Annotated in this window: 20 protein-coding genes and 1 tRNA gene; 11 read left to right on the top strand and 10 right to left on the bottom strand. The window is 61.8% G+C overall.

Going from position 1 to position 21,471, the window contains the following annotated elements; genetic code table 11:
• Positions 1-13: 13 nt before the first annotated feature.
• Complete coding sequence (locus tag ABD847_RS04195) at positions 14-865, bottom strand: MurR/RpiR family transcriptional regulator (RefSeq protein WP_345010372.1); 852 nt, start codon at positions 863-865, stop codon at positions 14-16.
• A 334-nt stretch (positions 866-1,199) separates the two neighbouring features.
• Here ABD847_RS04195 and glk point away from each other — a divergent pair, with 334 nt between their 5' ends.
• Together glk and ABD847_RS04205 are read left to right on the top strand one after the other, a co-directional pair.
• On the top strand, positions 1,200-2,165 hold the full coding sequence (gene glk / locus ABD847_RS04200) for a glucokinase (RefSeq protein ID WP_345010375.1): 966 nt from the start codon (positions 1,200-1,202) through the stop codon (positions 2,163-2,165).
• Between the two features lie 130 nt (positions 2,166-2,295).
• Positions 2,296-3,495 (top strand): methyltransferase, encoded by a 1,200-nt coding sequence (locus tag ABD847_RS04205; protein WP_345010377.1) that lies wholly within the window; start codon positions 2,296-2,298, stop codon positions 3,493-3,495.
• Here ABD847_RS04205 and smrB read toward each other — a convergent pair.
• Positions 3,492-4,016, bottom strand: a complete 525-nt coding sequence (gene smrB, locus ABD847_RS04210) for an endonuclease SmrB (protein ID WP_345010380.1) — start codon at positions 4,014-4,016, stop codon at positions 3,492-3,494. The two genes, ABD847_RS04205 and smrB, sit on opposite strands and share 4 nt — an antisense overlap.
• Before the next feature lie 66 nt (positions 4,017-4,082).
• Between smrB and prmB the strand changes: the two genes are divergently transcribed.
• Positions 4,083-5,018, top strand: coding sequence for a 50S ribosomal protein L3 N(5)-glutamine methyltransferase (prmB, locus tag ABD847_RS04215; RefSeq protein WP_345010382.1), 936 nt, complete (start codon positions 4,083-4,085; stop codon positions 5,016-5,018).
• Between the two features lie 7 nt (positions 5,019-5,025).
• On the top strand, positions 5,026-6,114 hold the full coding sequence (aroC, locus tag ABD847_RS04220; protein WP_345010385.1) for a chorismate synthase: 1,089 nt from the start codon (positions 5,026-5,028) through the stop codon (positions 6,112-6,114).
• A gap of 52 nt (positions 6,115-6,166) precedes the next feature.
• On the opposite strand, the gene ABD847_RS04225 is transcribed toward aroC, so the two are convergent.
• On the bottom strand, positions 6,167-6,889 hold the full coding sequence (locus ABD847_RS04225; protein ID WP_345010387.1) for a TerC family protein: 723 nt from the start codon (positions 6,887-6,889) through the stop codon (positions 6,167-6,169).
• 217 nt (positions 6,890-7,106) lie between these two features.
• Between ABD847_RS04225 and ABD847_RS04230 the strand changes: the two genes are divergently transcribed.
• A complete protein-coding gene (locus ABD847_RS04230; RefSeq protein ID WP_345010389.1) occupies positions 7,107-7,397 on the top strand; it encodes a YfcL family protein in 291 nt (96 codons plus the stop codon).
• Between the two features lie 50 nt (positions 7,398-7,447).
• Here ABD847_RS04230 and ABD847_RS04235 read toward each other — a convergent pair whose 3' ends face one another.
• Complete coding sequence (locus ABD847_RS04235) at positions 7,448-7,888, bottom strand: PAS domain-containing protein (RefSeq protein WP_345010392.1); 441 nt, start codon at positions 7,886-7,888, stop codon at positions 7,448-7,450.
• Positions 7,889-7,897: 9 nt separating this feature from the next.
• Complete coding sequence (locus tag ABD847_RS04240; protein ID WP_345010394.1) at positions 7,898-8,887, bottom strand: response regulator; 990 nt, start codon at positions 8,885-8,887, stop codon at positions 7,898-7,900.
• Positions 8,888-9,032: 145 nt separating this feature from the next.
• On the opposite strand from ABD847_RS04240, the gene nfsA reads away from it, so the two are divergent.
• Positions 9,033-9,755, top strand: a complete 723-nt coding sequence (gene nfsA / locus ABD847_RS04245) for an oxygen-insensitive NADPH nitroreductase (protein ID WP_345010396.1) — start codon at positions 9,033-9,035, stop codon at positions 9,753-9,755.
• Positions 9,756-9,822: 67 nt separating this feature from the next.
• Positions 9,823-10,956: a 3-phenylpropionate MFS transporter gene (locus ABD847_RS04250; protein ID WP_345010398.1), complete on the top strand. Its 1,134-nt coding sequence runs from the start codon at positions 9,823-9,825 to the stop codon at positions 10,954-10,956.
• A gap of 45 nt (positions 10,957-11,001) precedes the next feature.
• Here the strand turns inward: ABD847_RS04250 and ABD847_RS04255 are convergent, their stop codons facing one another.
• Positions 11,002-11,766 (bottom strand): DNA repair protein, encoded by a 765-nt coding sequence (locus ABD847_RS04255; protein WP_345010400.1) that lies wholly within the window; start codon positions 11,764-11,766, stop codon positions 11,002-11,004.
• A gap of 229 nt (positions 11,767-11,995) precedes the next feature.
• On the opposite strand from ABD847_RS04255, the gene cysB reads away from it, so the two are divergent.
• Positions 11,996-12,970 (top strand): HTH-type transcriptional regulator CysB, encoded by a 975-nt coding sequence (gene cysB, locus ABD847_RS04260; RefSeq protein ID WP_345010403.1) that lies wholly within the window; start codon positions 11,996-11,998, stop codon positions 12,968-12,970.
• Here cysB and ABD847_RS04265 read toward each other — a convergent pair.
• The 3 genes from ABD847_RS04265 to pabB form a co-directional block, all read right to left on the bottom strand.
• Positions 12,967-14,331, bottom strand: a complete 1,365-nt coding sequence (locus ABD847_RS04265) for an L-serine ammonia-lyase (RefSeq protein ID WP_345010405.1) — start codon at positions 14,329-14,331, stop codon at positions 12,967-12,969. The two genes, cysB and ABD847_RS04265, sit on opposite strands and share 4 nt — an antisense overlap.
• A gap of 111 nt (positions 14,332-14,442) precedes the next feature.
• Positions 14,443-15,006, bottom strand: a complete 564-nt coding sequence (locus tag ABD847_RS04270; protein WP_345010407.1) for a CoA pyrophosphatase — start codon at positions 15,004-15,006, stop codon at positions 14,443-14,445.
• Positions 15,003-16,370, bottom strand: a complete 1,368-nt coding sequence (pabB, locus tag ABD847_RS04275; RefSeq protein ID WP_345010409.1) for an aminodeoxychorismate synthase component I — start codon at positions 16,368-16,370, stop codon at positions 15,003-15,005. Before pabB ends, ABD847_RS04270 begins: the two co-directional genes overlap by 4 nt.
• A gap of 126 nt (positions 16,371-16,496) precedes the next feature.
• Here pabB and ABD847_RS04280 point away from each other — a divergent pair, with 126 nt between their 5' ends.
• From ABD847_RS04280 to ABD847_RS04290, 3 genes are all read left to right on the top strand, one after another.
• Positions 16,497-18,023, top strand: coding sequence for a fumarate hydratase (locus tag ABD847_RS04280; protein WP_345010412.1), 1,527 nt, complete (start codon positions 16,497-16,499; stop codon positions 18,021-18,023).
• Between the two features lie 207 nt (positions 18,024-18,230).
• Positions 18,231-18,318, top strand: a tRNA-Ser gene (locus ABD847_RS04285).
• A gap of 439 nt (positions 18,319-18,757) precedes the next feature.
• Complete coding sequence (locus ABD847_RS04290) at positions 18,758-20,050, top strand: DUF1254 domain-containing protein (protein ID WP_345010414.1); 1,293 nt, start codon at positions 18,758-18,760, stop codon at positions 20,048-20,050.
• Between the two features lie 102 nt (positions 20,051-20,152).
• Here ABD847_RS04290 and ABD847_RS04295 read toward each other — a convergent pair whose 3' ends face one another.
• Positions 20,153-21,319: an OmpP1/FadL family transporter gene (locus ABD847_RS04295; RefSeq protein WP_345010416.1), complete on the bottom strand. Its 1,167-nt coding sequence runs from the start codon at positions 21,317-21,319 to the stop codon at positions 20,153-20,155.
• Positions 21,320-21,471: the final 152 nt, after the last annotated feature.

A 21,471-nucleotide genomic window follows, 5' to 3' on the forward strand; every position in this document is an offset into this window, starting at 1 on the left:
GGCGTTTTTTACTTCATTGGTGAAAGCTCTCAAAGCGGGAATCTTTGATGCCCTCTTTGACTTTTTTCAGGTTTTCTCGGAACTTGAGGCCGCGGCGCAGAGTGAATCCTGTGGCCAGCACATCGATCAGCGTCAGCTGGGCGATGCGCGACGCCATGGGCAGATAGACATCGGTATCTTCCGGCACATCCATGGAGAGCACCAGGCTGCATTCACGGGCCAGGGGGGAGTCCTTGGCGGTGATGCCGATGACGGTGGCATCGTTGTGTCGCGCCAGAGCGGCAATCTCCACCAGCGCCTTGGTGCGTCCCGTGTGGGAGATCACCACCACCACATCCCCTTCACTGCAATTGATGCAGGCCATGCGCATCATGATGATGTCGTCAAAGCAGGCCACCGGGATGTTGAAGCGGAAAAACTTATTCAGGGCATCGTGGGCCACCGAGGAAGAGGCACCCAGTCCAAAGAAAGAAATTTTCTTCGATTGGGTCAGCAGATCCACGCAACGATTGACCGTTTGGGTATCCAGGCTGTTCTTGGCCACATCCAGGCAGGCCATGGTGGACTCGAAGATCTTGGCGGTGTAGGCCTCGGGCGTATCGTCCTCTTCCACGTGCAGGTTCACGTAAGGGGTGCCGTTGGCCAGGCTTTGCGCCAGGTGCAGCTTGAAGTCAGGGAAACCCTTGGTGTCCAGGCGGCGGCAGAAGCGGTTGACGGTGGGCTCGCTCACATCCGCCATCTTGGCCAGCGCCGCAATGCTGGAGTGAATGGCGGTCTGGGGCGAGGCCATGATCACCTCGGCCACCTTACGTTCAGATTTGCTGAAACTATCCAGATACTTACTGATTTTTTCCAACGTATTCATACGAAATACTCAGAGACAGGTTTGGGTTAGCTGAGGGCAAACAGACCGCTAGCGTTGCTAACTTATTGACTTGACAGCCTATACCCATTTGCAGGCTAACAGCACAGGCCGGACAAAAAACTGTGCGGCCTGTCTTAAAATTACTTACATCAGGCTAAATCTAGCAGATTATTGTCCGGGGAGGCAGGGTTTTGTAATAAAACAACTACAATCTCACCATTTATTGATCTGGCTGTGATCCCGGTAGTATTTCTGCTGGCCGTCAGCAGGTAAAATCGGCCCCCACAATAACGAGAATATCCGGCATTTCATTTTGGTCAGTAAGGAGTTGTTTATGGCGAGTTTTGCCCTGGTAGGGGACGTCGGCGGTACCAATGCGCGCCTGGCATTGTGTGACATGACCACTGGCGACATTTCACAAGCTAAGACCTATTCCGGTCTTGAGCATCCCAGCCTGGAGGCGGTGGTGCGTCTCTATCTGGAAGAACATAACGCTCAGGTAGATGATGCCTGCATCGCCATTGCCTGTCCCATCAAGGGGGATTGGGTGACGATGACCAACCACACCTGGGAGTTCTCCATTGCTGAGATGAAGGCCAACCTGGGGCTGCAGCATCTGGAAATTATCAACGACTTTACCGCCGTCTCCATGGCCATCCCGGTGCTGGAAGATGAGGACAAGCTGCAATTTGGTGGTAGTGATGCCCAGGCGGGCAAGCCGATTGCCGTGTATGGCGCCGGTACTGGCCTGGGGGTTGCCCACCTGGTGCATACCGGCAGTCAATGGCTGAGCCTGCCGGGTGAGGGTGGTCACGTGGACTTCGCCTCCAACTGTGAAGAAGAAGATGCGGTGCTGCAGGTGATGCGTCATGACTTGGGCCATGTCTCCGCCGAGCGTCTGCTCTCCGGCCCGGGTCTCGTCAACCTGTACCGCGCCCTGGTCAAGGCTGACGGCCGTGAGCCCGAGGATCTGCAGCCCAAGGATGTCACCGAGCGGGCCCTGGCGGACGAATGTACCGACTGCCGCCGGGCGCTGAGCCTGTTCTGTGTGCTGATGGGCCGTTTTGGCGGCAACCTGGCCTTGAACATGGGCACCTTCGGTGGCGTCTACATCGCCGGTGGCATAGTGCCGCGCTTCCTCGACTTCTTTAAGTCATCCGGCTTCCGGGTGGCCTTCGAGGACAAGGGCCGCTTCCAGTCCTATCTCAAGGACATCCCTGTTTATCTCATTACTCACGCTCATCCGGGGCTGTTGGGGGCCGGTGCCTACCTGCGCCAGTCTCTGGGTATCCGTCTGTAGGGCGTTTTCTTGCTGACCCTAAGGCCAGTCCCATCGGACTGGCCTTATTTTTATGCGCCGGCCTGACCACCCTCTGGTGCTTATTTCGCAGAGCCCCTAGACTCGACATCCTCTTTTTCGGGAGTCGATCTTGCTGTCACGTTTTTCTGCCCTCGATGGCCTACTGCGGCACACCCAGCCCCTGTGGCAGGTTCAGCCATTTCATCATTTGCGTCTGCCCTGGTGGCAAACCCATCCGGCCTTATGTGAAGCGCTGGCGGCCTTGGCACTGCCGGACTTGCAGGCACTGGAGCAGGATGAGGCGGCGCGTGCAGCACTGTTATGGCCCCTGGTGCCGGAGGCGAGCGAGCTGGCTGCCTTGTGCCACTTGCCCAGACTGCCGAGTACGTTGCCGCCGCCGGCGCCGGCTCATGTTCCCGGGCGCAAGTGGTCGCAGATCTGGGCGTTTGCCCAGCAACTGGGGCTGGCGGCTGGGCGCGGGCCTGGGCACCTGCTGGAGTGGTGTGCCGGCAAAGGGCACCTGGGTCGCTTGCTGGCGCGCCAGGGGCATAGCGTGGTGAGTCTGGAATGGGATGCCGAACTGTGTCTGGCCGCCCGTCAGCTGTCGACGGGCTTGCCCCAACAGGCGGTGCAGCAGGATGTCATGGCCGCCGAGGCCACTGGCTGGCTCGCCGGTGCCCGGCAGGCGGTGGCGCTGCATGCTTGCGGCGATCTGCACCGCCACCTGATACGGCAGGGGGCGGCCCAGCAGGTGGCCAGCCTGAGCCTGGCGCCCTGCTGCTATCACAAGCATGCCCATGAGCACTATCAGCCCCTGAGCCAGGCGGCGCAGGCCAGCGGTCTGCCGCTAAACCGCCGCCTGTTGCAATTGCCGCTGCAGGAGACGGTGACGGCCGGCGCCCGGGTGCGGCGGCTGCGCTGGCAGGAGCTCAGCTGGCGGCTCACCTTCGATGCCCTGCAGCGCGACTTGCGAGGGGAGAACAGCTACCTGCCCTTACCCTCCATTGCCAAGGGGCTGCTGGTCGGTGATCTGACGGCCTTTATCGACTGGGCGGCTCAGACCAAGGGGCTGATCCTGCCGGCGCCGCTGGATCTGGCCCCTTATCAGCAGCAGGCTCAGGAGAGGCTGGCCCAGGTGCTGCGCATGGAGCTGGTGTTGGGGCTGTTTCGGCGTCCGGTGGAGCTCTGGCTGGTACTGGACTACGCCCTGTATCTGGAGGAGCAGGGCTATGTGGTGAGCCTGGGGGAGTTTTGCGAGCGTCCGCTGACGCCGCGCAATCTCTTGCTGCAGGCACACAGGCGTGCCGACAGCGAGGCTGGCGGCCGCTAGGGCGCCAGTTCGATCAGCACCAGCAGGGCCGAATCGCCACCCCACTCCTTGGGCGCCTGGTGAAAGGCCATCACATCCGGGTGCTGGGCCAGCCACATGGGCACCCGCTGCTTGAGGATATGCTTGCCGTGGCCATGCATGACGCAGGCACAGCGGATGTGCTGCCGGCGGCAGGCCTCCAGCAGGGCGGCCAGCTCCAGCTTGGCCTGCTGCTGGGTGAGGCCGTGGAGATCCAGCAGCATGTCCGGCACATAGTCGCCCCGGCGCAGCCGCTTGGCCTCAAAGCTGGAGACATCCCCCCGCACATAGCGCATGGGGCCGTCATCGCTCAGATGGGGCTCGAAACTGTCGGAGAAGGGGTGGGCCAGCCCCAGATCCTCTCGCTGCTGGCGGGCCAGAGCTTTCTGCTTGACCGAGCGATAGGTGGGACTTATGGTATCCTGCTTTATTCGGCGGGTACCCTGGGCGGCCTCGCGAAACAGCGCCTTGTCCTGTTCATCGAGTTCGTCTTTTTTCTTCATTAATCAGGTATCTGGCTGTTATTGGCTCGGCATATGCCGGCAAGTTTACTCGACCCGGAGGCGGTTTTGGACAAGTTATTCATCGACGAGGCAGTCAGCGAGCTGCGCACCGTCAACGACATGATGCGCTGGGCGGTGAGCTGCTTCAACGAGGCCGGCCTGTTTTACGGTCATGGCACCGACAATGGCTGGGACGAAGCGGTCCAGCTGATGCTGCCCTCCTTGCACCTGCCGCCCTTCATCTCCGATGACATCAAGGCGGCCCGCCTGACCCGCAGCGAACGACAGTTGCTGGCCGAGCTGGTGGCGCGTCGGGTGGAGGAGCGGTTGCCGGCGCCGTATCTCACCAACAAGGCCTGGTTTGCCGGCCTGGAATTTTATGTGGACGAGCGGGTCATAGTGCCGCGTTCACCCATTGCCGAGCTTATCGCCCAGCGCTTTACGCCCTGGCTGCAGGGCGAACCGCGCCGCATCATGGACCTGTGCACCGGCTCTGGCTGCATCGCCATCGCCCTGGCCTATGCCTTCCCCGAGGCGGAGGTGGATGCCCTGGATATCTCGGTGGATGCCCTGAACGTGGCGGAGATCAACATCCAGCACCACGGTCTGGAAGAGCGGGTCATCCCCATTGTGTCGGACGTCTGGCAGGCGTTGCCGGCGGGAGATCAGTACGATCTCATCGTCTCCAACCCGCCCTACGTGGACGAGGAAGACATGGCGGATCTGCCGGACGAGTTCCATCATGAACCCGAACTGGCGCTGGCCTCCGGCTTCGATGGTCTGGACTTGACCCGGCAGATCCTGGCGCGGGCGGCCGATTTTCTCACCGACGACGGCCTGCTGGTGGTGGAGGTGGGCAACAGTCAGGTGCACCTGAGTGCCCAATATCCCCAGGTGCCCTTCACCTGGGTGGAATTTGAACAGGGTGGCCACGGCGTCTTCGTGCTGACCAAGGCACAGCTGCTGGCTCACCGGGATCTTTTTGTAACCGAACCTTCTTGAGGAACTTATGGCAGGGAACAGCTTCGGACACCTCTTTCGTATCACCACCTTCGGTGAGAGTCATGGTCTGGCCCTGGGCGCCGTGGTGGATGGCTGCCCGCCCGGGCTGGCACTGAGCGAAGAGGATCTGCAGGGGGATCTGGATCGGCGTAAGCCGGGCACCTCCCGTTTCACCACCCAGCGCCGGGAGGAGGACAAGGTGAAGATCCTCTCCGGGGTCTTCGAGGGCCAGACCACAGGCACCTCCATCGGCCTGCTCATCGAAAACACCGATCAGCGCTCCAAGGATTACGGTGATATCAAGGACTTGTTCCGCCCCGGGCACGCTGATTACACCTATCACCAGAAGTACGGCATCCGCGACTACCGGGGAGGCGGCCGCTCCTCCGCGCGGGAGACCGCCATGCGGGTCGCCGCCGGGGCCATCGCCAAGAAGTACCTCAAGCAGGTGCATGGTATCGAGATCTACGGCTACCTGGAGCAGCTGGGCTCCATCAAGGGCGAGCAGGTGGACAAGGACATCATCAACCGCAACGACTTCTTCTTTGCCGATGCCTCCAAGCTGGAGGCGCTGGACGCCTTCATGCGGGATCTGAAGAAAGAGGGTGACTCCATCGGTGCCAAGCTCAGGGTGGTGGCCGAAAACGTGCCGGTAGGGCTGGGGGAACCCGTGTTCGACAGGCTGGATGCGGACATCGCCCATGCCCTGATGGGCATCAATGCGGTCAAGGCGGTGGAGATCGGCGATGGTTTCGCGGTGGTGGAGCAGCGCGGCTCCCAACACAGGGACGAGATGACGCCGGACGGCTTTGTGAGCAACCATGCCGGCGGCATCCTGGGGGGTATCTCCACCGGCCAGACCATCAGTGCCAGCCTGGCGTTGAAGCCCACCTCCAGCATCATGGTGCCAGGGCGCACCATCGACAAGGAGGGGCATGCCCAGGAGATGGTGACCCGCGGCCGCCACGACCCCTGCGTGGGGATCCGCGCCGTGCCCATTGCCGAGGCCATGCTGGCCCTGGTGCTGATGGACCACCTGCTGCGTCACCGGGCGCAGAATCTGGGGGTACAGACCCAGACGCCGCAGCTGCGCTGAGGCGTGAACCGACAAAAAGGCCGTGCATTGCACGGCCTTCTTTTTTTCTGGGCTAACTGACTTTGGCCTTGCGCAGGCGAAGATTGAGCATCTCCACCCCCAAGGAGAAGGCCATGGCGAAGTAGATGTAACCCTTGGGAATATGCAGATCCAGCCCTTCGGCCATCAGGGCCACGCCGATGAGGATCAAAAAAGCCAAGGCCAGCATCTTGATGGTGGGATGCCGTTCGACAAAGTCGCCAATGGGGCGGGCGGCAAACATCATGACGCCCACAGCGATGACGATGGCCAGCACCATCACAGGCACGTGGTCAGCCATCCCAACGGCTGTGATCACCGAGTCCAGGCTAAAGACGATATCCAGTAAGGCAATCTGCACCAGGGTGGCCCAAAAACCACTGTGCACCTTTGATGGAGAGGTCTCCTCGCCGTGCGGCTCTTCCAGGCTGTGGTGGATCTCATGGGTACTCTTGGCCAGCAGGAACAGGCCCCCCAGCAGCAAGATGAGGTCCCGGCCAGAGATGGCTTCACCTGCCAGACTAAACAGGGGACTGGTGAGCCGCATCACCCAGGCCAGGGAGAGCAGTAAGGCGATCCGGGTGAGCATGGCGCCAGCCAACCCCAGCAGTCGCGCCCGCTGGCGCTGCGCGGCGGGCAGACGGCCCACCAGTATGCTGATGAAGATGATGTTGTCGATGCCCAGCACTATCTCCAGCAGGGTGAGGGTGGCTAGGGCCATCCAGGCCGAGGGATCTTGTATCCAGTCCAATAGCATGAGGTTGAGTATCCTGTGAAAGGGCGATAGGTGGCTATCTTAGCCAGTTGTTTTGTTCCGGAAAGGGGGCGCAAAAAATAATCTGTAGGCGGCGAAGAACACTAGCCAAAGGCGGTCGCTTAAGGCAGGATCTGCGCGCCCCTACCCGGGGCCGGTTGCCGACAAGGCGTAGCAAAGACCTCGCGGGGTTTATCCAGCCCCCTGCCATCTGGTGTCTATGAAAACCATATTTGAATTTGAACGCGTGCTACTGGACTTGATTGATGCCCTGGTCAGCACGGGTACGGCCGATGAGTTGTTTGCCAGCGGTTATCTCCGCGGGCACATCTCGTTGGCGGTGGCCCATTGTGAAATTGACGGGCGTAATCACATCAGGGATGTGAAACACAGGGTGCTGGCTGGGCTGCAGGAGGCCTGCATCAGCGGTGAGCTCTCTGACAAGGATCAGAAACTGGTGATGCAGATGTGGCAGCGCCTGCTGCAACAGGCGGAGTCGCCACTGGCCTGATGCTGCTAGCCTGAACCTCTGTCAAAGGGCCGCAATTGCGGCCCTTTGTGTTATCGGACCTCACTGCCTTGCTGCGCCAGCTGACCCAGAGCCAGATCTGTGACGTCGTAGATCAGCAGGGCCAGATGGCTGATCTGGCCGGTGAAATCCGGCAGCGGCATGATGGTGACGTTCTGGTACATCTGATCCGCCTGTCCCGTGATGGGCCGGCCGTTGGCAAAGCGAAACAGGTAGGGGCGCTGCTCCCAGCTGATGAAGGCGCGGTTGTTGAGGGTGCGGACCATGGTCAGTTTGCGGCTGAGCCAGGCGCTGTCGAGATCGGGAAAGGCATCGAACAAGACCTGATCCTTCACCTCATGGCTCAAGCGGCCGCTGTGGCTCTCCATGAAGCCGTTCCACACCTGCACCCTGTCTTCCTGATCCAGCACCACCAGGCCCACATCCAGGGTCTGGATGATGCTCATCAGCCAATGAAATTCCCGAATCTCCATGACGCCTCCTTACAGTAGGTGCTCGATCTTGTGGTTCATGAAGCGGATCGACTCCTCGGTAAACAGCAACAGCAGATCGCACTGCACTCGGTGATCGCGGATCCGGTAGTTGATCTCGATGGCCAGGGTGCGCCGCCAGCGGGTGGCGTTGGTGCGAATGAGATCGTCAATGGCACTGTGCTGCCCCAGTACCACAGGCTGGCCCTGGTGGAAGGGGGTGTCCAGCTGGGTGCCAAAGCCCCGCAGGAAGGCACCGATCAGCACGTTGGACATGTCCATCAGCAGCTCCAGTTCCACCGCCTTGTCGATGGGGCCCTGGTGGCGCATCAGCTTGGCCAGATCGGCAAAGCTGGAGTCGTGAAACAGCACCAGGGCTTCGCCGGCGATGCCGGCACCGATGAAGCCCTGGCAGACCGCAGACAGGGTGTCCTCGCCGGCGGCGGCACTCAGGGCCATGTGCAGTTCGCTCACCTCCAACACGTTGACATTGGGGATGGGCAGGATGACAAACTGGCCCAGCAGGCGGGCCAGCAGATCGGCGGCCTGCCCCATGGCCACGTTGGCCAACTCCTGATAGACGTCCCGCAGCTCCAGAGTCATCCCCAGGGGCGAGGCCTGTTCCGGGATGCCGCCACCGCTTTGATAGACCCCCAGCTCCAGCAGCAGGCCCAGCAGCTTGTCGGCGGAGCAGGGCTTCTGGATAAAGGCGAGGGCACCTAACGACATGACGGTCTCGTAGGCGGCGGGCTGAATATCACCGGAGACGACGATGACGCGGCTGCGGATCCCCTGCTCCTGCAGGGCCTTGAGCACCTCATAGCCGTCCATGATGGGCATGGTGAGATCCAAAAACACCAGATCCCCATGGCCACTCAAGATTTGCTCCAGCCCCTCCTGGCCATTACCTGCCTGATGGAGTTTGATGGGCCAGTCGGCGGGCAGGGCACGGGCTAACTGCTTGCGGGCGAAGGCGGAGTCATCACAAATCAGAACATTCACCGGCCGTTCTCCTCTTGTGAGCTGATGTCCCCAGTATAGGTAAGCTCACTTTTTTGCGGCGGGATCCCCGTTGTAAAACATGGATACCACATCCATTATTGGAGCTGCATTCTAAGCCCGCGAGGGCCGGAGGAGGAGAGCAATTATGAACACCGTCGTGGAACTGATGTGCGCCCATAGATCCATTCGGCAGTTTGCCCAACAGCCCATCAGCCCGGGGCAACTGGAGCAGATCCTGTTGGCGGCCCAGTCCGCCTCCAGCTCCAGCTTCCTGCAGGCGGTCAGCGTGATACGCGTGAAGGATATGGCCAAGCGTCATCAGCTGGTGCGCCTGTGTGGTGAACAGGCCTACGTGGCTAGTGCGGCAGAGTTTCTGGTGTTTTGCATCGACTTCCACCGCCATCGCAGCCTGGTGCCGACGGCCAAGACCGGCTACATAGAGCAACTGCTGATCGGGGCCATCGATGCCGGCCTCATGGGGCAAAATGCCTTGCTGGCCGCCGAGTCCATGGGGTTGGGGGGCGTGTTTATCGGCGCCATCCGCAATGACCCGGAAGGGGTCAGCCAGTTGCTGGATCTGCCGGAGCTGGTGGTGCCCCTGTTTGGCCTCTGCCTGGGCTATCCGGCTCAGAGTCCGGATCTCAAGCCGCGCCTGCCGCTGCAGCTGGTGCTGCACGAAGAGCAGTATCAGGCGCCGGATCCCTGCCAGTTTGCCGCCTATGATGCCTTGCTGGCGCACTACTATCGTGGCCGGGGGGAGACGGGGCCGGTGCGGGGCTGGACCGATCAGCTGGAGAAAATTCTAAGCAAAGAGGCCAGACCCTTCATGTTTGACTACCTCAAGCGGCGTGGCTTCGCCTTGAAGTAAGGGCTGCGCTGACAGTCATAGCGGCTTCTGCTAACCTTGGCGGCCTTTCTGTCGCTGGCGGTCTGTGATGCGTCCTTTTGCCTGGCTTTCGCTGTTTTTCTTTGCCCTCTATTTCGTCTATGGCGCCTATGTGCCTTTCTGGTCCTTGTGGCTGGCCTCGGTGGGGGTGAGCCCGGAGCAGATTGGCCTGCTCATCGGTCTGGGACTGGCCGTGCGCTTTCCCGGTAACCTGGCCATCATGGGCCAGGTGCGCCATGCCCGGCAGCTGCTGCCGCTGGGGCGAGTGCTGGCCATCTTGAGCCTGCTGAGTTTCGCCCTGTTTTATCTCACCCACAGCTTCTGGCCCCTGCTGTTGCTGATGCTGCTGGCCAACTTCATCTATCCCACCCTGCTGCCCATGAGCGATGCCCTGGCCTCACGCATGATAGTTCAGGTCAATCTGGACTACGGCAAGGTGCGGCTGTGGGGGTCGGCGGCCTTTATCGTCGGCTCCAGCCTGGTGGGGGCTATCATCGGCTGGGGTGGGGCTCAGTGGGTGCTGCACGTCATGCTGCTGGGGCTGCTGCTGTTGTGTGTGCTGAGCTGGCTGCCCTTGTCCCCCATGCCGGAGGAGAGCCCGGGCCAGCCAAGGCGCGGCAGTATGTTGGGGCTGCTCAAGCAGGCCTCCTTTCGCCGCTTCCTGCTCATCATGTGCCTGCTGCAAGGCAGTCATGCCGCCTATTATGGCTTTAGCGCCATCTACTGGAAGGCCAATGGCTACAGCGAAGGCACCATAGGTTACCTGTGGGGGCTGGGAGTGTTGGCGGAGATCGGCATGTTCGCTCTGGATAAACGCCTTCTGCGTCGCCTGCAGCCGGGGCAGATGCTGCTGATCGGGGCCGGTGGCGGCCTGGTGCGCTGGATCACCCTGGGGCTCACCACCAGCCTGCCTCTGCTGGCTGGCGCCCAGTTGCTGCATAGTCTTACCTTCTGTGTGAGCCACCTGGCGGCCATCCGTTATCTGACCCAGCAGCTGCCACGCGAGCAGCTCATCGCCGGACAAACCCTGTATGCCGCCCTGTCCCAGGGGATGTTCACCGCTGTGCTGACGGCCCTGGTGGGCTGGTGCTACCCCACCCTGGGCAGTCTGGTGTTTATGGTGATGGCCGCCCTGGTGTTGCCGGTGTTCGTGCTGCCGCTTAAACCGTTCGCTAGGGCCTAAACGACAACGCCTCCCGAAGGAGGCGTTGTGTTGTGGGGCAGCTGTTCACCACTTCTTCTTGGGCTGGAACAGGACATCCAGATCGTCCTTCTTTTCCTGCATCTCGTTGCGCTCTTTCTGACTGGCCTCTTCGATCTGCTGATTCATGTCCCGCAGGGCATTGCGCATCTCGTCCTCCCGGGCGATGAGCCAGGGATCCTTGTCATGGATGGCGGCCAGGGCGCTGATGCCCTTGGTGAGCAGCTGTTTGGCGGTGCCGAATTGCCGCTGCATCCGGCTCTCGAAAGCTCGTTGGGTCAGGTTGGCGATGTTGATCTTTAGCAGCATCAGCTCCAGCCGACGGTCTTCCGTGACGAAGGCCTGCGGGTCTATCTTGCCCTTGTTGTGCTCCACCCGCACCACGGCACGGATCTTCTTCACCACCTGCAGCATCTGCAGTGCCTGCTGATCCGAGTCCGGCGCCCGGAAGCTGCTCTCGTCGTTGGACTGGTAGTTTTCCTGTACGTACTTGATCTGGGCCTGCACGTCCTGCAGCCGCTGGCGCACACTGTCCATGCCGGGGGCGGCTTGCAGTATGGACTTGAGGGCATCGTGGATGCGGGTCTGCATCAAGAGCACCAGCGTCTTGCTGAAGGGCAACCGGTTGGCGTTGAGCAATATCTCCTCCGCCTCCTCGATGATGATCTTTTGCTTGGCCATCAGGGCGCGGCGATCCGCCTCGAGTTTCTGCTTGTACTGCTGGACTATGTTGTAGCCGATGATCAGAAACAGCAGCGCGCCTATGGATAAGAGCACAAGTGTTAAAACCATAATTGCCTCAATAGCTTCCCTAAATAGAAACGCACTGCCATCGATACTACCTTATCCCTGGCGAACGCGGTAGCCGGCCTGGCTTGGCCGGGCCATCACTTGACCTAACTTTAGGATGAAGTGTGCCCTGGGTCACTGGTAGACGGCAGCAAACGACGTCGATTGTTCCCTAAGGCGCGCTTCTCATTATTTGTTAGTATTAGGCCATGCGCCCTTATTCTGGAAAAACATGAAACTTCAACAGCTACGCTACATTGTCGAAGTGGCCAACCACAGCCTCAACGTCTCCGCCACCGCCGAGAGCCTCTATACCTCCCAGCCCGGTATCAGCAAGCAGGTTCGCATGCTGGAGGATGAGCTGGGGGTGCAGATCTTCGAGCGCAGCGGCAAACACCTGACCCAGGTCACCCCGGCCGGCCGGGATATTCTCAAGATTGCCCAGGAGATCCTGGCCAAGGTGGAGAGCATCAAGTCGGTGGCCGGGCAATACACCAATCCGGATCAGGGCAACCTCAACATCGCCACCACCCACACCCAGGCACGCTACGCCTTGCCACGGGTGATCCAGGACTTCATGAAGCGCTACCCCAAGGTCTCCTTGCACATGCATCAGGGCTCACCGTCCCAGATCAGCGATGCGGTGGCCAAGGGCACCTCCGACTTTGCCATCGCCACCGAGGCGCTGCACCTGTACGAGGATCTGGTGATGCTGCCCTGCTATCACTGGAACCGCTGTGTCATAGTGCCCAAGGGGCATCCCCTGGCCAAGGTGGATCGGCTGACGGTGGCCCACCTGGCCCGCTATCCCCTGGTGACCTACACCTTTGGCTTTACCGGCCGCTCCGAGCTGGATACCGCCTTCAACCGAGAGGGGTTTGAGCCCCATATCGTGTTCACCGCCACCGATGCGGACGTGATCAAGACTTACGTGAAGCTGGGGCTGGGGGTAGGGGTCATCGCCACCATGGCGGTGGAGCCGGACAAGGACACGGATCTGGTGCTGCTGGATGCCAGTCACCTGTTTGCCCACAGCACCACCAAGATCTGCTTCCGCCGCGGCATCTTCCTGCGCAGCTACATGTATGACTTCATGGAGCGCTTCGCGCCCCATCTGACCCGGGATCTGGTGGACAAGGCATTGGCCATGAAGAGCAACTACGAAGTGGATCAGCTGTTCGAGAACATACAGCTGCCGATGCGTTAATCGCAGTCTGCCAGCTTGGCCGCCAGGCCGCCCTGGGAGGTCTCCCGGTACTTGGCGTCCATGTCTTTGCCGGTGTCGTACATGGTGGCGATCACCTTGTCCAGGCTGACCCGGGCGGCACTGGTGCGGCGCACCGCCATGCGGCTGGCGTTGATGGCCTTCACCGCCGCGATGGCATTGCGCTCGATGCAGGGCACCTGCACCTGGCCACCGACCGGGTCGCAGGTCAACCCCAGGTTGTGCTCCATGGCAATCTCCGCCGCCTGGCAGACCTGCTCCGGGCTGCCGCCCATGATCTCGGTGAGCCCCGCCGCCGCCATGGAGCAGGCCACCCCCACTTCCCCCTGACAGCCCACCTCGGCCCCCGACAAGGAGGCGTTCATCTTGTACAGCAGACCGACCGCCGCCGCCGTCAACAGGAAGCGACAGGCCAGCTCCGGCTCCATGGGGTGGACGAACTTGTCGTAATAGGCCAGCACCGCCGGGATGATACCGGCGGCACCGTTGGTAGGGGCCGTCACCATGCGACCGCCGGCGGCGTTTTCCTCGCTCACCGCCAGGGCGAAGCAGTTCACCCAATCCACCACCGCCATGGGATCCCGGGTCAGGGCGGTGTCGCTGCGCAGGTGGCGATACAGTGGGGCGGCGCGGCGCACCACCTTCAAGGGGCCGGGCAGCAGGCCTTCGGTGTGGCAGCCCCGACGGATGCAGGCCGCCATCACCTGCCAAAGCTGCTCACAGCCGGCCTGGGTGTCGGCATCGGGCCGAAAACTCGCCTCGTTCTGCCGCATCAGGTGGGCGATGCTGACCCCCAGGGCCTGGCAGTGATCCAGCAGGGCCTGGGCGCTGTCGAAGGGGTAGGGCACAGTCCGGCCCTGGGCCGGCGGCTGGTCGAATTCTTGTTCGGTGACGATGAAGCCACCGCCCACCGAGTAGTAGATCTGCTCCATGAGCAGCTGTTCACCGGCAAAGGCCTGCAGACGCAGGCCGTTCTCATGGCGCGGTAGCGGCCGGGCATGAAACTGCAGATCGGTCGGCGCAAAGGGGATCTTGTGGGCACCCAGGGCCAGCGGTAGGGCGCCCTCTTCCTTCACCCGGGCCAGAAAGGCCGGCATGGCGTCTGTGTCCACCGTCTCGGGCAGGTAGCCGGCCAGCCCCATCAGGATGGCCTGATCCGTGTGGTGACCGCGGCCGGTGAGGGCCAGGGAGCCGTGCAGGTGAGCCTCAAGGCGGGTGATCTGGTTCAGTTGTCCCCGTTGCTGCAGCGTCTCGATGAAGGTGTGGGCGGCCTTCATGGGCCCCACGGTATGGGAGGAGGAGGGGCCGATACCGATCTTGAAGATATCAAACAGGCTGAGCATAAGACCTCGATAGGGGCTGAGACGGCGCGCCAGGATCCGGCATCTGTAATTATTCTGCAAGTGACAGTTTTTATCGAGTGAAGAGCCAGTGGATTTTAAAAGAGTAGAGATTCATTCTGCGCTGAGGCGAGCCAGCTCTTGCAAGATCCTGGCGGTGGCGCCCCAGATGAGGTGGCCCTGCAGGCTGATGCCCCAGGCACTGGTGAGCTGGCCATGGCGGACAAAACGCCAGCGGCCATAGGCGGCGGGATCCAGCAGATCGGTGAGGGGCAGGGTGAAGGCTTCCGCCACCTCGCCGCTGGCGGCCTGCCAGCGGGTGCCGGGGGCCAGCAGCCCCAGATAGGGAGTGATATGAAACCCGGTCACCGTATGGTAGCCCGGCAGTTGGCCCAGCAGCCGTACCGCATCGGGAGGGATGCCCAGCTCCTCATGGGTTTCCCGCAGGGCCGTGGTGCGCAGATCGCCATCGGTCGGGTCGAAGCGGCCACCGGGGAAGCTGATCTGGCCCGGATGATGGCGCAAGCTCAGGCTGCGGCGGGTCAACAGCAGCTGCAGCTGACCCTCCCGCTCCAGCAGGGGCAGCAGCACGGCGGCCGGTTTGTCCTGGGAGCGGGGGGCCACCCCCAGCTGGCTCTGGGGGCGCAGCAGATAGCGGGCCAGCCAGTGGTTCGTCATGGCGAGAGCACCGGCAGTATCTTGCCCAGCTTATGAAACAGCTCGGCATATTCAGACTCCACCTGGGAGTCGGCCACTATGCCGCCGCCGGCCCAGACATGCAGCTGGCCGGCTTCGGCCAACAGGGTGCGGATGCAGATGCTGGAGTCCAGTCGGCCATCCTGGCTGTGATAGCCGATGCTGCCGCAGTAGAGGTTGCGCCGCTGGGGCTCCAGCTCCTCGATGATTTCCATGGCGCGGATCTTGGGGGCGCCTGTGATGGAGCCGCCGGGGAAGCAGGCCCGCAGCAGATCCAGGCCGCTCAAGCCGGCCATCAGGGTGCCGGTGACGGTGGAGACCAGGTGATGCACCGCGGGGAAGGATTCGATGGCAAACAGGCTGGGCACCGCCACCGAGCCGGGCACGCAGACCCGGCCTATGTCGTTGCGCAGCAGATCCACGATCATCAGGTTCTCCGCCCTGTCCTTGGGGCTCTGGCACAGGATCGCGGCGGCCTGGGCATCCAAGTCGGGATCGGCATGCCGGGGCAGGGTGCCCTTGATGGGCTTGGTCTGTACGCGGTTGCCTTCCAGGCGCAGGAAGCGCTCGGGGGAGAGGCTCAGCACGGCCGCATCGCCCAGGCGGATGAAGGCGCTGAAGGGCGCGCGGTTCACCCGGCTTAATGCCTGATAGGCCTGCCATTCATCACCCGCATAGGGGGCATCGAAGCGTTGGGTCAGGTTGATCTGATAGCAATCGCCGGCCTGCAGGTAGGCCTGTACCCGGGCGAAGCGTTCGGCATACTCGGCCTGACTCAGGTTGGCCTGCCAGGGGCCGGTGAGCTTGAACGCGGGTTGCGGCCGCACCTGCTGGGCCTGCCACCAGGCCAGCCGGCGCTGCAGATCGGCCTGGCTGCCGCGCACCAGCAGATGGGCCACTTTCTCGTGCGGGTCCAGCACCCAGGCCCAGTCATAGATGCCCACCGCCAGCTGGGGCAGCTGCAGATCGGCTGCGGCCAGCGTGGGCAGGCGCTCAAACCGCCGGCCCAGATCGTAACCAAAGAGCCCCATGGCGCCACCGCTAAAGGGCCAGCCGGTCGGTGCGTCATCCAGCGTGCCCAACAGCTGCGCCTGCCACTGGGCCACCAGCGCCAGGGGATCCTCGCTTGACGTCGTGATCTCACCGCGCCGGTCAATGCGGGTCATCTCCCCCTGGGTGGTCAGGGTGGCCAGCGGGTCGGCGCAGATCAGGTGATAGCGGCTGTCGACATGCTCGGTGCCGCCGGACTCCAGCAGCATGGCCCAGGGCTGGTGGGCCAGGGGAGCAAAGAAGGCAAACAGATCCCCGTCGAAGGGCAGACTCAGCGATTGCAGTGGGTAACTCATTTGTAACCTGGACAACAGAATTGGCCTCGGGATTGGTGAGGCGGGCGGCCAGAGCGTATCATAACACCGCTAAATTCATGAACTTTGTCGCCCGCGCTCCGGCCGGACGGCCACGGGAGAAATGTTATGGCAGTGATAACACAACAGGACTTCATCGATTCCATCGCCGATGCCCTGCAATTCATCTCCTATTATCACCCGCTGGATTTCGTTCAGGCCTTGACCCAGGCCTATGAGCGCGAAGAGAGCCCCGCCGCCAAGGACGCCATGGCGCAGATCCTGATCAACTCCCGCATGTCCGCCGAGGGCCACAGGCCCCTGTGCCAGGATACCGGCATCGTCACCTGCTTTGTGAAGATCGGCATGCAGGTGCAGTGGCAGGCCGAGATGACGGTGCAGGAGATGGTGGACGAGGGCACCCGGCGTGCCTACCTGAACCCAGACAACCCGTTGCGCCTCTCCATCCTGGCCGACCCGGCCGGCAGCCGCAAAAACACCCGGGACAACACCCCGGCGGTGGTGCACGTGGAGATGGTCAAGGGGGATCAGGTGGAGGTGCATCTCGCCGCCAAGGGCGGTGGCTCGGAGAACAAGTCCAAGCTCGCCATGCTGGATCCGTCTGATTCGGTGGTGGATTGGGTGCTCAAGACGGTGCCCACCATGGGCGCGGGCTGGTGTCCGCCCGGCATGCTGGGGATCGGCATCGGCGGCACCGCCGAAAAGGCGGCCCTGATGGCAAAAGAAGCCCTGATGGAGAGCATCGACATTCAGGATCTCAAGGCCCGCGGCCCAGCCAATGGCGAAGAGGCCCTGCGCCTGGAGCTGTTCGACAAGATCAACCGCCTGGGGATCGGTGCCCAGGGGTTGGGGGGGCTCACCACTGTGCTGGATGTGAAGATCAAATCCGCCCCGACCCACGCGGTGGCCAAGCCCATCGCCATGATCCCCAACTGCGCCGCCACCCGGCACATTCATTTCACCCTGGATGGCTCGGGGCCGGCCCAGCTCACGCCACCGCCCCTGTCCGCCTGGCCGGAGATCGCCTGGGAGGGCGCCAAGCAGGCGCGCCGGGTGCAGCTTGATGGCATCAGCAAGGAGGAGATCGCCACCTGGCAGGTGGGGGAGACCCTGCTGCTCTCCGGCAAGATACTCACAGGGCGTGATGCGGCCCACAAGCGCATCAGCGATCTGCTGGCCAGCGGCGAGCCCTTGCCGGATGGGGTGGACTTCAACGGACGCTTCATCTACTACGTGGGCCCGGTGGATCCGGTGCGCGACGAAGTGGTGGGCCCTGCCGGCCCCACCACCTCCACCCGGATGGACAAGTTCAGCGAGATGATGCTGGGGCAGTGCGGCCTGTTCGGCATGATTGGCAAGTCCGAGCGGGGCCCTGAGGCGGTGGAGGCCATCCATGCCCACGGCGCCGCCTATCTGATGGCGGTGGGGGGAGCGGCCTACCTCGTCTCCAAGGCCATCAAGCAGGCCCGCAAGGTGGCCTTCGAGGAGCTGGGGATGGAGGCCATCTACGAGTTTGAGGTGGTGGACATGCCGGTGACGGTGGCGGTGGACGCCCGAGGCAACAACATCCATGAGCTGGGCCCGGCCCACTGGCGCGCCAAGTTGCAGCCGGTGGCCATTCACGAGGTGGAATAGCCATAGCCGGCGGCGGTGTGACAAGCCACTGGCCCTGCTGCAAATCTAGGCAAACGCATGGTTTTTTAAGATTTTTTGTTGTGTTTGCCCAAGGCCTTGTCTATGATGCGCCCCGTCGTCAGCCAGTCTGACGGACCAGGCGAGATCTCACGCCTTAACCAAGAGATAAAGGTGAGGTCTCACGCCTTAAACAAGAGACCAAAAAACGGTGAGGTGTCCGAGTGGCTGAAGGAGCACGCCTGGAAAGTGTGTATACGGCAACGTATCGAGGGTTCGAATCCCTCCCTCACCGCCAGATAAAAGAAAACCCCTGTCGCAAGACAGGGGTTTTCTTTTATCCGGTGATGGGCGGTCCTGGTTCGGAGCCTGTTCGACAAAACGGCAGGAGTGCCGTTTTGGACTGCCGCAGGCAGCCCGTGGGGCGCTGGCCAGGGATGGGCCGCGTCAATCCCGACCGAGCCAGGATCGCCGGCTCGCGGCTATGGTGCGAGATGGCATCGTCGGTGCTCCCTCCACATTGACCCTCGCCAGCTTCCAGGCCAGGAATCGACCGCCAAACGACGTCGATCGGGCCAACGCTCCCTCGCCCCTTAGTCCATCAAAAAAGGCATGTGACACAGGCCGGCGTCGGTGACAGACTTCTTGAGTTGAGGTGCATTTGGGCCTCACGCTGTCACACCCAGTTCCTTCGAATTGCCGATTGATTGGCTGAACTTCCCATGTTGGAGAGAGCTATGAAAAAATTTATTTTGGCAGTGTCGTTATGTGCCGTTGTGCTGCCCGCGTCTGCAAAAATATCCGATGAGCTGGCCAAGGAGGCATTTATCTATGCCTATTCCATGGACGAGGCTTACAAGTTCTTCTACGAAACCGCCATCAAGGAAGAGGTGCCGTTAAATCGCTTCCAGAATATCCGGCACATCGCCGACGATACCTATACCTCCCATCCGACCATCAACAACGACACCCTGCACCTGCAGGGCTGGCTGGATGTGAGCGCCGAACCCGTGATCGTCAGTGTGCCGGACATGGATAAGGGACGCTACTGGATACTGCACACCATGGACATGGGGCACTACACCACCTCCATGATAGGTTCCCGCCTGCGGGGCGAGCAGGGCGGCCGCTTCATGTTTGCGTTGAACAGCTGGCAGGGAGAAGTGCCGGCCAGCGTCACCGAGGTGATCCGGGTGGATTCAAACTTTCTCAAGCTGATGGGTCGCATCATGGCCACCGGGAAAGAGGATGAGCAGGTTGCCCTCAATTACATGGATCAGTGGAACATCCGTACCCTGTCAGCCTACCTGGGGGTGCCGGGGCCCAAGCCCAAGGTCCATCACTGGCCGGATCCGGCCAAGACCAACTGGCTGCAACGGGTGAACTTTGTGCTGTGTGAAGGCGACATGGGCACGGCGGATAAGCAGTGGCTGGCTAAGTACCAGGCCATAGGGCTGGCCCCCTGTGCCGAGAAATTTACCCGCGCCCAGCTGGCCGCCGCCAAGACCGGGGAGCAGCTCGGCATGGCCTATCTGGCCGAGCTGGCGCCCAAGATGACGAATTCTGAGAAGTTGCTTGGCACCCGTGAGCAGTTACAGAACGGCCAGCGGGATCTGTTTGCCGAGGGCACCTTCCTTGGCCAGTGGGGCCTACCGCCGGAAGAGTCCGTCTACCTGCAGGCGGTGACGGGGTCCGATGGCAAGAACATCAATGGTGCCAACGGCAAGCAGTACCGCATGCACTTCAAGGCGCCCAACGTGAGTCAGTTCTGGTCCTTCACCGTGTATGGGTCGGATAACAAGCTGATGGCGCACAACGAGATCAACCGGCACAGCCGGGGTGATAGAACCCTCAAACCCGACGCCGATGGCATGTACACCATCGAATTGAGCGCCAAGGGCGATGCCAATAATCCCAACTGGCTGCCGATCCCGGAAAAGGACGCCTACATCATCTTGCGCATGTATGGACCAGACCAGGCCATCCGTGAAGGCAAATACACCTTCCCGTCACTGGAGGTGGTGAAGTAAGCAGGCCGACAAGCTGGGCAGTGACTCGGCGATGATGATAAAAAGCCCTAGGGATGACCCAGGGCTTTTTTGTTGCTCGACGGCGCGGCGCCGGGCCGAACGCTAGGACTTATGCCCGTAGCTGATGGCGATAAAGTAGAGGGTGGAGGGGTTGTAATGGCCGCCCAGCAGATTGCCCTGCACGGTGGAACCATCCACCTGGGCCAGCTCCAGGGCGATGCCCAGGGAGTTGCGGTCGTCGAATGTATAGCGACCGCCGACGCCCAGACGCACGGTATCGCCGGAGGGCAGGGCCAGCAGGGCGTTATCCTGATCCTTGTAGATGCTGCTGTCGAAGGCCACGCCCAGGTTCATGGTGAGCCGGGGCGCCATGTGGTTTTGGATGCCCAGAGCGGCATGCCAGGTGTCCTGCAGCAGGTTGGCGCTGGGCTTGCTGTATTCGCCAATCCAGACCTCGTTCTTGTTATAGACGGACCAGTCTTGCCAGCCGAGGTTGGCCAGCAGATCCACCCGGGGGGATAGGCTGTACACGCCGCTGAGCATCAGCTGTTGCGGGGCGACCACCTTGCCGGACAAGGGCAGTGCCTGTATCACCTCACCGAGCCCATCTTGTGAAAAGCGATAGGTGACGCGGCTGCTGTAGGCCAACCCCAGGCGCAGATCCGCATTGGGCTGATAGAGCAGTCCCAGCTTGTAGCCTGCGGCCCAGTCGGTGTCGCTGATATCCAGCCCGTCATCCAGGGCGCCCTTGATGGAGAAGATGCCGTAATTGGCGTTGATCCCGACGCCCAGGGACCAGGCATCGTTCAGACGGTAGGCCACGCTGGGCTGCAGGCTCATGGCCATCAGGGTGCAGTCTTTCAAGATGTCGTTGCCGCTCCAGTCGCCAAAATCCAGCGACAGGCCAAAGTTGCCATACAGGCCGATACCCAGTTTCCAGCGGTCATCCAGACTATGGCTATAAAAGGCGCTGCCGGCGGGGAACCAGCCGATGATGCTGTCGTCGGGGCTGTTGAGATGGTCATTGGCCATCTGGTAGTGGGTGTCACCGTACAGGGCTTGCAGCCCGAGGGTGACATCGTCACCGGCGAGCCGGGTCATACCGGCCGGGTTACTGGCGATGGTCGAGGCATCCTGGGCCCGGGCGGCCATGCCCGCACTGGCCAGACCCACATCGTCAGTACCCAGCTCATACAGATAGAGGCCGGCGGCTGACGAGACGCCGGGCAACAGCAGACCGATCGCTGCAAGGGAACGTAATGGCATCATGTGTCACTCCTTGATTGGAGCGAACAACACGTCACGGTGGCCTGCAGCTGAACGGCGGGGCCGTGCGGAGGTCGCTCAGGTTGGTAGTTGGCTCGTCCGGCTGGCCAATATGGGTTTCACTTTACTCCCTATGTGGAGGCTGTCACCTATCA

It is taken from the genome of Pseudaeromonas paramecii, from assembly GCF_039540575.1.
Lineage (GTDB): Bacteria > Pseudomonadota > Gammaproteobacteria > Enterobacterales > Aeromonadaceae > Pseudaeromonas > Pseudaeromonas paramecii.